This is a genomic window from Candidatus Erwinia haradaeae, from assembly GCF_900698855.1.
Taxonomy (GTDB): Bacteria; Pseudomonadota; Gammaproteobacteria; order Enterobacterales; family Enterobacteriaceae; genus Erwinia_E; species Erwinia_E haradaeae_F.
On record NZ_LR217698.1, the window covers coordinates 456,462 to 470,548 of the forward strand.

Annotated in this window: 7 protein-coding genes; 5 read left to right on the forward strand and 2 right to left on the reverse strand. The window is 26.5% G+C overall.

Annotated features, from left to right (window positions below; translation table 11 throughout):
- Window positions 1-331: 331 nt before the first annotated feature.
- From prlC to orn, 3 genes are all read left to right on the forward strand, one after another.
- Entirely contained in the window at window positions 332-2,377 is a 2,046-nt protein-coding gene (prlC, locus tag HACICURT3053_RS01400) for an oligopeptidase A (RefSeq protein WP_157991972.1), read from the forward strand.
- 24 nt (window positions 2,378-2,401) lie between these two features.
- A complete protein-coding gene (locus tag HACICURT3053_RS01405; RefSeq protein WP_157991973.1) occupies window positions 2,402-3,169 on the forward strand; it encodes a class I SAM-dependent methyltransferase in 768 nt (255 codons plus the stop codon).
- Window positions 3,170-3,867: 698 nt separating this feature from the next.
- A complete protein-coding gene (gene orn, locus HACICURT3053_RS01410) occupies window positions 3,868-4,413 on the forward strand; it encodes an oligoribonuclease (RefSeq protein ID WP_157991974.1) in 546 nt (181 codons plus the stop codon).
- Between the two features lie 595 nt (window positions 4,414-5,008).
- Here the strand turns inward: orn and sohB are convergent.
- Window positions 5,009-6,037 (reverse strand): protease SohB, encoded by a 1,029-nt coding sequence (gene sohB / locus HACICURT3053_RS01415; RefSeq protein WP_157991975.1) that lies wholly within the window; start codon window positions 6,035-6,037, stop codon window positions 5,009-5,011.
- 1,333 nt (window positions 6,038-7,370) lie between these two features.
- Here sohB and HACICURT3053_RS01420 point away from each other — a divergent pair.
- Window positions 7,371-8,591, forward strand: coding sequence for a multifunctional CCA addition/repair protein (locus tag HACICURT3053_RS01420; protein ID WP_157991976.1), 1,221 nt, complete (start codon window positions 7,371-7,373; stop codon window positions 8,589-8,591).
- 2,367 nt (window positions 8,592-10,958) lie between these two features.
- Here the strand turns inward: HACICURT3053_RS01420 and rsmC are convergent.
- Window positions 10,959-11,972 (reverse strand): 16S rRNA (guanine(1207)-N(2))-methyltransferase RsmC, encoded by a 1,014-nt coding sequence (rsmC, locus tag HACICURT3053_RS01425; RefSeq protein WP_157991977.1) that lies wholly within the window; start codon window positions 11,970-11,972, stop codon window positions 10,959-10,961.
- 294 nt (window positions 11,973-12,266) lie between these two features.
- Here rsmC and HACICURT3053_RS01430 point away from each other — a divergent pair, with 294 nt between their 5' ends.
- Complete coding sequence (locus HACICURT3053_RS01430; protein WP_157991978.1) at window positions 12,267-12,680, forward strand: DNA polymerase III subunit psi; 414 nt, start codon at window positions 12,267-12,269, stop codon at window positions 12,678-12,680.
- Window positions 12,681-14,087: the final 1,407 nt, after the last annotated feature.

Sequence of the window (14,087 nt, forward strand, 5' to 3'; positions counted from 1 at the left end):
TCATTATTCACATAATTGATTACTTAATAAGTTAATTCTTTTTACTATTACAGGAATATCGGATTAGGAATTATTTTTATTTTTTAATAAATAGCGTTTAGTATTGTGATATACAAATATATTAGCATGTTTACCAGTTTTTAGAATATTATATAGATAATTTACATGTTTTTACTATATATCCAGATAAATTATGAGAAAAATAATTTTCTATGCAATCTACTTACAGATTATCATATTTTTTAAAAAAATTTTATCAAATTTATCTCATTGTTATCAGAATTATTATTACTTTATAATATAATTATTACTATATTTATAGGACTATCTAATGATTAATCCTTTACTTTTTCCTTTTACATTACCTCCATTTTATAGTATTCAACCTGAACACATAGTACCAGCTATAACCAAAACTCTGAATGACTGTCGTTTAGTAATAAAAAAAATAGTGAGTCAAGGAGGTCCATATTGCTGGGACAGTTTGGTTCAGCCTATAAGTGAAGCCACTGATGAGTTGAATCGTTTATTTGCATTAATAAGTCACTTGAACTCAGTTCAAAATAGCCCTGTGTTGCGTTTGGCTTATGAAAAAACATTAATTCTTGTAGAAGAGTACAGAACTTGGATTAGTCAGAATAAGGTTTTATACCAGGCATATGACAATATTAAGAATCAAGCTCATATTTATCAAGCTTTAAGCCCTGAGCAACAAATAACGATTAAGTATGCCCTTCGTGATTTTAAGTTATCTGGAATTGACCTCCCGAAAGAAATGCAACATCGATATGGAGAGATTACTTTACGCTTGTCTGCTCTTGCATCTCAATATAGCAATAATGTCTTAGATGCTACTCTAGCATGGAGTAAATTAATTACAGACAAAATCGAGCTTTCCGGCATTCCGGAGAGCTCGATTTTGTCCACAAAAATAAAAGCAGAGGAGCAAGGTCGTAAGGGTTGGTTATTAACATTAGATTACCCTAGTTATTTATCAGTCTTAACTTACTGTGATAAACAGTGTTTACGAGAAGAAATTTATCGAGCTTATCTGACACGTGCGTCAGATCAAGGCCCTTATGCTGGCAAATGGGATAATACAGAAGTAATGAAGGAAGAGGTGACACTGCGTTATGAGTTAGCTGAATTATTGGGTTTTTCTTCCTATTCTTCTCAATCATTAGTAACTAAAATGGCTAAAACCCCCATGCAGGTTTCTAAATTCTTAAGCAATCTTTCCGACAAAGTGAAACCCAGTGCAGAATTGGAGTTAATAAAGTTAACTGATTTCGTAAAAAGAACATACCATCTTAATGAGTTACAACCTTGGGATATTCCTTATTATAGTGAAAAATATAAACAATATTTATATAATTTTAACAGTGAAGATCTTCGAGTTTACTTTCCTGAGTATCGTGTTCTTAATGGTTTATTTGAAATAATACATCGGATTTTTGGTATGAAGTGTAAAGAGCGATATGATGTAGAGGTTTATCATAAAGATGTACGATTCTTTGATATTCTTGATGAGGAAGATAATTATCGAGGAAGTTTTTTTCTTGATTTATATTCACGTGATTATAAGAGAAGCGGAGCTTGGATGGATGAATGCGTTAGTCGGATGCGAAAATCGAATGGATTTCTTCAGAAACCAGTAGCTTATCTAGTTTGTAACTTTAATCGACCGCTCAATGCTCAACCGGCTCTATTTACCCATAATGAAGTAATTACGCTTTTTCATGAGTTTGGGCATGGTCTTCATCATATTCTAACAAACATTGATATACCTTCAATATCTGGGATTAATGGAGTTCCATGGGACGCCATTGAGTTACCTAGTCAGTTAATGGAACAATGGTGTTGGCACCCAGAATCGCTAAAAATTATTTCTGAACATTATCAGACATTTAAGCCGTTATCAGATGAGTTAATATCTAAAATATTAGAAGCTAAAAATTATCAATCAGCACTATCGATTCAACGTCAGATAGAATTTTCATTATTTGATTTTCGTTTACACCAAGATTTTCATAAAGATGATGATATAAAAATTTTAGATATTTTTCACGATGTTCATAATCAGATATCTGTTCTTCCTAAATTAGAATGGAATCGATTTCCACATACATTTAGTCATATCTTTTCCGGTGGTTATGCTTCGGGATATTATAGCTATTTATGGTCTGCTGTTTTATCCGCAGACTGTTGGTCTCTTTTTGAAAAAAAAGGTGTTTTTAACCATACAATCGGTCTGTCTTTTCTTGAAAATATTTTAATGCGTGGCGGATCAGAAGATTTTATGACATTATTTTGTCGATTTCGCGGTCATAAACCACAAATGGATGCATTTCTCTATCAAAATGGGATAAGCTTGTAAAGCTCATTAGGAGGTAATTTATTAGTGCGTGTTTGTTTATTAGATACATCAGAAAGTAAATATCAAAATTCCTTCTCTAGTTTACTTAGACGATGGAGCCTAATTCATGACCCACAAAGCTCTATCATGCTTATAGCTAAACCTGATCATCTTGCAGTATGCAATCTTAATGAACCTGAGCTTGGCAATATATTTGTCAATTTTTTCTGTAAAAGTATAACATATCGACGCAGGTTTGGTGGAGGAACATCTGAAGCCATAGCTAAAGCTGTGGGTATTAAAAAAAATTATTTCCCTAATATCCTGGATGCAACAGCAGGATTTGGACGTGATTCTTTTATTTTAGCCATGCTTGGCTGTCACATACGTATGTTAGAGCGTAATCCTGTTGTAGCAGCATTATTGGATGATGGATTACGTCGTGGGTATACTGATAAAAAAATAGGTTCATGGTTAAGTGAACATATGACTCTGTTACCTTCTTCTAGTTTATTGGTATCAGAAAATATCGATCCTATACCAGATGTAGTTTATCTTGATCCTATGTATCCATTAAAGAAAAAAAAGGCTTTAGTAAAAAAAGAAATGCGTATATTACAGTCTTTAGTAGGAATGGATGCAGATGCAGATTCACTTTTACATCCTGCTCGAATGTTAGCAAAGAAGCGTGTAGTAGTAAAACGACCACGTAATGCTCAAGCTTTGTCAAGAACACATACAGATCATATTTTAAAGACTAAAAAACATCGTTTTGATATTTATTCTCCAATAAATAGTTTTAAATCTAAATGATCAATTTATTTATTTGATCAAAAATAGATTTTAAAAATTTTATTTTTTCTGTATGAATATTTATACTCATTTTTAAAAGAAAAAATGTATTTATTTAATAATTGAAGAGATTTTAATATAAAATAAAATAAGTTTTAGAAAATTAAAAATTAATAATCATTTTTGTATTAAAATTAATGAAAAAATGGTAAAAGTTTTTATTAAATTAACAACATTATTTTCAATTTTGTAATATTAGATGATTTTCTCTATATTAGAGTTTATCGGTTATGGATTCCGGAAATAACCAATTCTTTTATTCATAAAGCTTATTTATCATCTATTTTGTATGATCAAATATAGGGTGAATTTTTTAAAAAAAGAAGTAATTTATTTTATCATTAAAAATAAATAAAATATTAAAATATTTAATTATTCGTTGGATGAGGTACGCATTTCTTGTGATATAATTCTTTCTAGTCTCAGTAGCAGTGTTAATTACAATACATATAGTAATAAAACTTGTATTGATCATATATATATTTTTAATAGACAAATATATAGTATTGTATGGATTATAATATTATTAATTATACATTAGTCCAACATAGCGTTTTGGATCATTACTAGTCAATTTTATAGATCAAATTTCAAATTGATTATGTATATCAGTATTAATTAATAGTTATAATCTGTTAGAATTTTAACCAGGATTAGTTATGACTGAAAATATTCATAATCTAATCTGGATGGATCTTGAAATGACCGGTCTAAATCCAGAGAACGATCGTATTCTTGAAATAGCTACGATTTTAACTGATAATCATCTAAGTTTTATTGTTGAAGGACCAGTTTTAGCTATTCATCAGAATGAAAAGTACCTTAAATCTATGAATGACTGGAACATACAGACTCATACAAAAAGCGGCTTAGTAGAACGAGTTCGATCGAGTATATTTAATGAACGCTCTGCAGAACTAGCAATTATGGAATTTTTAAAACCACGTATCCCACGCTATAGCTCACCTATTTGTGGTAACAGCATTGGACAAGATCGTCGATTCTTACGTGAATATATGCCAGAATTAGAATCTTATTTTCATTATCGATCCTTAGATATTAGCGTTCTGAAAGAACTGGTCGCTCGTTGGAGACCAGATATTTTACATGGATTTAAAAAAAATAATAAACATAATGCATTAGATGATATTTATGAATCTATAGCAGAATTAGATTATTATCGTCAGCATTTTATTAGGATGTAATCCTATAAACAAATATATACTGATCGTATTAATTGCGATTTAAATTCACTGTCTTTGCTTTAAATATAATAATATTATTAATGTGTAAAATTTTATCAATAAAATTGAAATTTAGAAAAATATATCTATAAAAAGTAAAATTTTGTTACTTATTTATTGATATTCTATAATCAAAGAACAGATCATTGTCATATAAGAAAATTAAATTTAATGTATGCAGATTTATTAATCTATACTTTATAGATACTTTAATTAAAGAGATATGTTTTATATCAAGAATAAGAATTATGATTTTCAATCATAGTAAAGTTTATAAAAATTGATTGATATATGCAATATCTATTCTTAACAGAATAGATATTGCATATTATGTATAAAATCTAATTGAATTAAAAAAAATAAAAAGATATTCTATAAAATTTAATTTTCAAAAGTGAAATCATATTTAGTCCACATGAGTTACATTATTTCAAGACTTAAATTTAATTAACTATTAAAAAATTTCTTGAGTAATAAAATGAAAGATAACTAGTAATTATCAGATAATTATAATTATATTTATATATTTATTATTAATCACATAAGTAGAAAGTAGCTAGATTATTAAAAATTTCAGTAAGTTTTTAACACTATAAGAAAATTTATTTATTAAACGATCAATTACTTTTTGATGACGAATATAACACACCGATAGAATTTGGTGTGTAGCCATTTTATTAATAATAAAATCATCGCTAGTGCCAATTTCATCTATAAGTCCTTGTTCTAAAGCTTGAGACCCATACCAATGAGCTCCAGTTGATACTGTTTCTATATTTAATTTAGGTCGCATTTCGCCTACAAACTGTTTGAATAGTAAATAAGTTTGATTTAGATCATCTCGGAATTTTTCACGTCCTTCTTCGCTATTTTCACCAAAAAGAGTTAATGTTCGTTTATATTTACCTGCTGTATGGAGCTCAATATCAATTTCATTCCGTTTCAAAAGACGATTAAAATTAGGAATTTGTGCTACCACGCCAATAGAACCGATAAGTGAAAATGGAGCAGCAATAATATGACTGGCTACAGAGGCCATCATGTACCCACCGCTCGTAGCAATTTTATCTACAGAAATCGTGAGTGGTATAGATTGATTTCGTAAACGTTGTAATTGAAATGCGGCTAGACCATAGCCGTGAACTAATCCTCCTGGGCTCTCTAGGCGCAAGAGAACTTCATCTCCCTTTTTAGCTACAGAGAGTACAGCAGAAATTTCTTTTCGTAACGAAGACACCTCTCTAGCATCTAAGCTTCCTTGAAAATCAAGGACGTATAGTGTTGGTTTGTGTATTTTTAGATTTTGTTGCAATCGGTTTTGTTTTTTATTTATCTTTTCTTCTTTTTGCTTTTTCTTATTAAATTCTTTTTTCCATATTTTTTTTTGTGCAGATGTCATTTTTGCTAAACACATGTTATTCTGAATTTCAGTATAACTTTCATCCAACCTAGTTAGTTTTAGTTTTCCAGTTGGAGCATTGTTACGTTTAGTTAAATTTGTAATAATTATTGCTATTGCTGATATTGACACGACTAAAGTGAGTGTCTTTGCAAGAAAAAGTCCATATAAAGAGAGTATATTCACTCAGTTCACCCTAAATTATATTAATTAACTAGAAATTGAGTGAGTTTATTATAACTTAAATATTAAGTTACTCACTAATTAGAATATAGAATATGAATTAGTATAATTACTTATACTAATTAAAAAATATTTAATTTTCATGTAAATATCTCAATAAGTCTTGATGTGTAAAAGATATTGTATATATGGATATATAATCAAATATATCGAAGAATAAAATTCTAACAAATAGTATTTTATTAAGTAATGATAGTAATTGTAACATTCAATATTAATTATCGTGTAATCTGATATTATTATGCAATCATGTGATAAGCGATTATGACTGAAGTAATAGTTATGTTTTATATTATGTTATTTATTAAAATAAAGGTATGATACTAATATACTCCTTTTTGGGTTGACTAAAAAGATCTTTTTTTAAAAGTTAAGTTAATTTTGTTTAATTTTAATAGTCTATTATCATAACAGTAGTGTACCTATCATGCGAATAGGTATTTTATCAATGCTTTTAAGAAAAAGATACATCAATCTTGTTTTGAAAATTTATTAATAATATTTTCTCTTGATATATCTTCTATTCATCGTTGTAAATATTAAAACCTAGTTGAGAGAAAATTAGTCATATTAAGGAACCTTACTTTAGTGTAATAAAGTAAGTATATTTTTTATGTTTGATCTTTCATTCACTAGGTTTTTATTTTTTAACTAATTATTAAAAATTTTATTCTTTTTTTCTTTATCAACAAAATAAAATTTTTATAGCATGATCTATAAAACATTAATAATTAATGGTTTTTTTATAAACCTAGATAATGTTGTATGATATTACTATCTTTGGTTCTCAAGATAGAAGATCTTATATCATTCTAGTAATTAGAATAATCCTCTATTATATAGAGGAACTTTATTAGTATTAAATCAATATAAATAAGTAATAGTTCATAATATATATTATAAGGTAACCTCCTTTTTAATGTCATTAAATATGCAAATTTCAAATAAAATTAGTTGATAAAAATTTACAGTTTCAATAGGTGCTTCAGAAAAGTGAAGAATTATGTATTTATTAGAATAAATCAAGAAAATTACTTGTTACTGATAAAAATTGAAAGATCTTCTCTGAAGAGAGGAGATTGATATCATATAGTATTAAATGACTTTAACTACATACAATATATTGGTATAAACGAATATTTAGAACTATTAGTACTATATAAAAAATTAAAGATCATGAGTTGATGAAAAAATTCTATTAAAAGAATTAACCTCAGTGCATAAAGTTCAGTTAGGTTGATTAAATTGATTTTTTAATAATTTTGTAGGCGTTATGGTGAAAATATATCTTGTTGGTGGTGCAATACGTAATCAATTACTAGATTTACCATTAAAAGATAAAGATTGGCTTGTAGTAGGGAGCTCATCTCAAAAGATGATAGATTTAGGATATAAGAAAGTTGGTCGTAATTTTCCAGTGTTTCTTCATCCTGACACCGGTGAAGAGTACGCATTAGCTCGTACTGAAAGAAAAATTTCTTCAGGATATACTGGATTTATTTGTCATGCATCACCAGAGGTCACTTTAGAACAGGATTTAGCTCGTCGTGATCTCACTATCAATGCTATTGCTCAGGATCAAAGTGGTAAATACTATGACCCGCATGGTGGAATAATTGATTTACAAAATCGAAAACTACGTCATGTCTCTTCTTCTTTTTACGAAGATCCATTGCGTGTATTACGCGTGGCGCGTTTTTCTGCATCTTTGGCTCATTTAAATTTTCATATTGTTGATGAAACTTTGACAATAATGAAACGTATGTCAAAAAATGGTGAACTTTGTTCTCTTCCTAGAGAAAGAATATGGAAGGAGTTGCTAGCCGCTTTGCGTACCGAAAATCCTGATGTTTTTTTTCAAGTTTTGCAATTATGTGGTTCTCTTACAGTTCTTTTTCCAGAATTAAACACTATTAATAGTTTCGTTTCTAACAGACATAAAAACTCAAAAATACAAATTTATCTTCATTCTCCAATGGCGTTATCAATTGCAGCTAAATTAACTACAGATATAGACATCCGTTTTTCTGTTTTATTGTATGATTTATCCTTAGCGTCTTTACGACATATTACATGGGCTAGCTATGACGAATTTAATTCATATAGGACTCTTCTGATTAGTTCTTTATGTATGCGATTATCTGTTCCTCATTCTTTACGTAATTTCGCAATGGTAGTTATAAAGTTTCATCATATTGTAGATACAATTCAGTCTCGCTCGCCTTCTGAATTAATAGGTTTATTTAACAAAATTGATGCCTGGAGAAAACCATCTCGTGTAAACAAAATAGCTTTAGTTAGTGAAATATTTTCCCGTCGAAATAGTGATTCTATAGACTTCTGTTATAAACAGAGTGAATATCTTCGCCGAGCATGGGGGTTGGTGCAAAATGTGTCGACGAAAGAAATTTTATATAGAGGATTCGAAGGTAAGGAAATTTATCATGAACTAATGCGTCGTCGCATTTCAATACTTACGCAATGGCAAAATATATAGATATTATTTATTCATATAGAAAATATTTTTTAATCTATTCGAAGATAACTTTAGATTCTTCGTAGTTTTTATTGCATTAATTATAAATACTATATAATTTTGTTTTCTATGTAAGTTAATAATAACTATAATAGGATGAAGTAATTTTTAAATTGCAATTTAACTCAATATATTATATTAATAAATAGCATATTTTTAAAACGTAACTCAATTATTTATTTTTTTATTTATCAGAAACATTATCGAATAAGCTTTTTGTTGCTATCTATATTAAAACTCATGTTATTCTCTTTTATAAATAACAATATTTTTATCCTTATGGAGTTAAGAATAAAAATTACTTTAGCTATATGATGAGTTTTATACTTTTGATTCGTTTCGTCTAAAATTTGTATCATATTAAATTTTTATAAAAACTTTATCTCATGATGGTTTGTACACCAATATTTTTATTCACTTTTTATGCTCAAAAGTCAAATAATGTGTTTTATTAGTTTACTAACTATCTAATCAAATTATGGTTCAGATCGTATGTTATTTTAAAATTAATAGTTAGATTATCTTTCTAGAATTCTCTGATTGTTTTAGATGGGTATGGTGATAACAATTTGATGATTATTATGATGTTTACTAAATTATCTATTCTAGCTTATTCCTTCTCTAATTAAAATTTTATGAATTGTATGCTTATAAAGAAATTAAAATAAGCTAATTTTCCATTATTTCATCTCGTCTAAAAATATTATATTCTTTTTAGTTTTTATTTAATTTGTGACAATAGTATTAAAGATTAACAAGTTTAATGGTTTTAGTCATTAATTTAGTTATCTGATGATTTTATTATTCACCTTTTGTAAACAGAAACATATGAGTTCATTGAGTATAGAAAATATATCTAGTATTATATTTTTTCGATATTAAGTTTGATTACTGTGTTTAGTTATTTGTTTAATCTACTGAAATTTATGATCTTTATTGGTAATTACTAGGTTATTAAAGAATAAAAGAACTATTTACAGGGAAAATTAATTATTATGATTAATTTTTGAAAACTAGTCTCATAAAATTACAGAAATCTATTGTGTAATTTTTTATTTTAATGTCACTGGATTAATCGATTTTTTAACTTTAGTTATTTGATAACTTACTTTATTTATATTATAAATTGAGATTGATGGTCAAATCTACTAGTAATCAAAGGATTAGAAATATATATTTAAGTGTTTTACAAGAATAAAGCTAAATTAAATTACTTTTTGTATTTTAGAATACATTAAAGATAAATTGGATTAAAGTGATTAAGTGATGTATTTACAAATCATATAAAATATGATTGCAATCAGCGTATTTCAATATTCTGGCCAAGAATATAAACTCTTATAAAGATTTTTTAGTAAAAATATATATATCTTCAGATACAGAAGAAGATCCAAATTTTGTATTTTGATTTTTTGTAGTTCACTGATATATGTTAAATTGATAGTTTAGAGGTAGATAAAATATCTCATCTTCTATTGTTTATCATCATGAATGGTAGTAATGTGATTAAAACCAATATATAAGATATCATGAATATTAGATATAAAATTTTAACAAAGGTAGATAGACAAGAATGATCCATCATAGAAGACGCGAATATTTTGTAATGATGATAAAATCATATTTACTTACTCTCTATTGAAAAGTGATTATATATAAATATTAATATATGAATATTTATTACATTTTTTTATTTATTAGCTATCATGAAATGATTGTATAGTTAACTGAATAAGGAAAAAGAATCGATATTCCATAGGAATATTCCGTCTATATGAGATTTATTATAAAATAATAACATGTCTACACTAACAGATTAGCATATTAAGAACTTTTTTATAGAAAAAAGCTCTAAAATATATTAAAGAAATCGTAGTTATCTAAACTTATTTTTTATACTTTTGACATGCGTATGATAATTTTTATCACTCATTTAATCAGATTTTTATAGTACAATACAAATCATTTAGAGTTATTAAATGGTAGTTATATTGTAAATAGTAAATTAAAAATGATTATCTTTTTGTAAGGATAAGATAGGATTTTAGTTTTCTAATTAAGATGGTCTTGATCAAAATAAACCTTCTATTTTATATCTACATAAGCCAAATGTTCATGTAATTTAATGTATTAAAGTATAATTTTACTTTTTATAAAAGTAGTAGTTTTCTTAAAAAAATCACTTTATATTAGGTTCGGTTATATTCTAGGTTTATCATAAGTTTATTTCTAACTAGAAAATAATATCTTTTTTTAGATGATTAATACTTAGCTTATGAGATATAAGTTTAATTTATCCACGATCAGAGATATTTAATTTTAATTAAACTAAATTTTTATAGAACGATAAACCTTGAATGATTGATTTTTCGCAAGAATTTGATGGTTTCCAAAAGTATCATCTAAAATTTTTGGATAAGGAAGGAAAGAATTAGCGACAATGCGAAGCTCTCCATGTTTATATAAAAATTTTGGTGCACCTTTAATTAATTTATATGCTATTTCTAAATTGGTTTTTAAACCAGTATGAAACGGTGGGTTAGATATAATTAAATGAAATCGCTCATTAACATTAGAGTAAAGATTACTGCAATATACTTTACCGCTAAAACAGTTTGACAATAATGTAGCTCGACTAGACACAATCGCTGCGGCATGGACATCAATTAATGTAAGATGAACTTGAGGTGATAGACTAAATAAAAAAGCAGAGATCACTCCTGTACCACAACCAACATCTAATACCTTGCCGTTTAGATTTTTATTTAAAGTAGATATTAGTAACTGGCTTCCCATATCAAGACCCTTAAAACCAAATACTCCAGGTAAACTTTTCAAAATTATATTATTAATTTTATACTCATTCCAAAATAATTTTTCATTAAAAGATGAATTTACGTTTAGAGTTCCCTGATAAAGACTAGATCGGCATCCGTTATCAATTTTTTTAAGATTTAAAGAGTGTGTAATGATCTTTTCTACTCCACGAACTCCGCTTCGATTTTCTCCAACAATGAAAATATCACTGCCAATCGGAAGAAGGGAAAGAAGATTTTGTAACTGAAAATCTGCTTCTCGTTTATTTTTAGGCCAAAAATATATTAATGTATTACAGTGTAATACCATATCTCTAGTAATAATGAGACTATAATAAGCTCGCTTTTTAAGAAAAGATTTTAGAGTTTGCCAATGATTATATTGTTGAGTATGTGCGAAACTCTGTGCAGTTTTTAAGAAACCTGGTAGAGAATCTTGTAAATTACCTGCAAAAAATACATGACGCTTAGTAAATATATGGTAGTTGCGCGATATAAGAATACTGGATGGAGTCAATTTAGACATCTAAATTTTCCTAGAAGACCACCGTAGAAATTGTTTAAGTATAGAAATTATTATGCTAGATAAAGTGATTATAATTAGAGTGTTTTTGATATTTCTTATTTTTGAATTAAATGAATTTAATTTTAGGTATAAATTAGAAGAAATACAATTTTTTATATTATTTAAGTCAATACTAACTTATCTTATTATACTAATAAGAGAAATAGAAATATCTACCAAAATAGTCTATTATCGTAGATATAGATTGATTAAGTGTATATCAAAAAAATAAAATAATGATATTAGGAGTATCTAATGTCTCTCAGACGTAACCAGATTTTAGATCATATGGGTATTATACCATATACAACTCGTCATTATCATGTGTTTCAAGGTGAAATGGCTATATCTCTACCTGTCATTACACAATTAGTTATTGTGTCGCATAAAATAATATTGCAGAATGATACTTTACTTATGGATGTGTTACGTGCGATGAACCTAAATATAGGACAGGTTCAGATGTTATCTCCTCGCCAGATAAAAATGTTACCAAAAGATATCTTTTATAATAAATGGTATTTAGGGATACAAATCCCGAGTGAATCAACTGGAATTAATATTACCTCCTCTGTATTAGAGGAGCTTGCTAACGATAGAGAAGAAAAAAAAGAATTATGGAAACAAATTTATGTATCTAATTTGGATATATTTTACAATATTCAATAATTATGAAATTCTCTGAATTTCTTCTTAAGAAGACTTCTTCACGAGTCTAAAATCAATAAGAACAATAAATAAAAATTATAATTGAATTAAACTCAATTGTGATTAGCTATTTATTTTTGGTAAAGAATTTATTTTGATAATAACATTGATGCTGAAACTTCGTTAATCCATTCCAATTATGATACATATTGCTCTCAATAATAAGAGAACCTCTAATAGAGTATAATGTAAGGTGATTAAAGTATATTTCTTTAACATTTATAATGGATACCCAATGTAGATGTGTGAAAATTAGTTTTTTCATAATTATTATATAATAATTATTGATAATTATCATCATAATTTTTTACGTTATACTAGTTATTTTTTTATTTTGTATTTCTTTCAAAAAGTGGAAGAGTTCAGTATTCTCTCTAGAGATTTATAATGAATTTATAATTTTAAAATTTTTTATTTCTATAAACTGTTACTAATTTTTTCTTTTTTTCATGTTGTATCTGATATAAGTGTTAATGGTATTATATAGATAATTCATTAGATTCTATATATGATTCAACTGTGATTAAGTAGAATATATTACTATTATTTTATAATCTAACGTTTATTATGAGATTAATATAACTTTCATTATAATTGATATGCACATGAATATTTTTATGAATTATTAATGTCTTAAGAAATAATTTCATTATGAAATTTTTTTATTGATTAAACTATGTTTAAATATTTAAGATTAAATGTTGATATAAAATTTATTGTTCAAGACATAACAAGACTATAAAGAATATTCAAAAGTATATCCCATCTATTTTAAATTTAATGTATTTTTAAAAAAAATAGGATTGATTTTATTTACAAAAATAGATCATAAGATCTTGATTTGGTTGCATATTTTACGATAAAATTAAATAATAGAAATTGTTTATAGATTTATCATGTTAAAATTCTATGTGCTTGTTTATAATTTATAAAATTAAAAAAATTTTCAGTAGTTAACTGAAACTAAAGAAGTATATATTTTATATACTATTTTAGTTATTTAAAATTAAATGTAGATTATAAATTTTAATGTAATTTTAGTTAAAAATCTAGATTTAATTAATAAATTAAATAATAGAAACCATATGTATACTCTGCCTTTAAGGGATGTACCTAGCAGGAAGGTTATCTATAAGAAAATATAAGAATACTTAATATAAGATTGTATGCAGTACCATAAAATAAATGATAGGATTATTATTTTAAATATAACATGAGTTTGTGATAATTCTTTTACTTGTAACACAAATTTGCATAGTGATAAAATATATTGTGCATAGATTTTTATTAATATCTTTTTAGTTAAGAAGAATTCGTGTTGTTTTGATAAAATCAATTATATAACTGTATTTTTATTTTAAATACATA

Excerpts from the sequence above, each read along its gene's own strand:
- orn (WP_157991974.1), top strand. The coding sequence starts at position 3,868 with ATGACTGAAAATATTCATAATCTAATCTGGATGGATCTTGAAATGACC.
- rsmC (WP_157991977.1), bottom strand. The coding sequence starts at position 11,972 with ATGTCTAAATTGACTCCATCCAGTATTCTTATATCGCGCAACTACCAT.
- HACICURT3053_RS01430 (WP_157991978.1), top strand. The coding sequence starts at position 12,267 with ATGTCTCTCAGACGTAACCAGATTTTAGATCATATGGGTATTATACCA.
- prlC (WP_157991972.1), top strand. The coding sequence starts at position 332 with ATGATTAATCCTTTACTTTTTCCTTTTACATTACCTCCATTTTATAGT.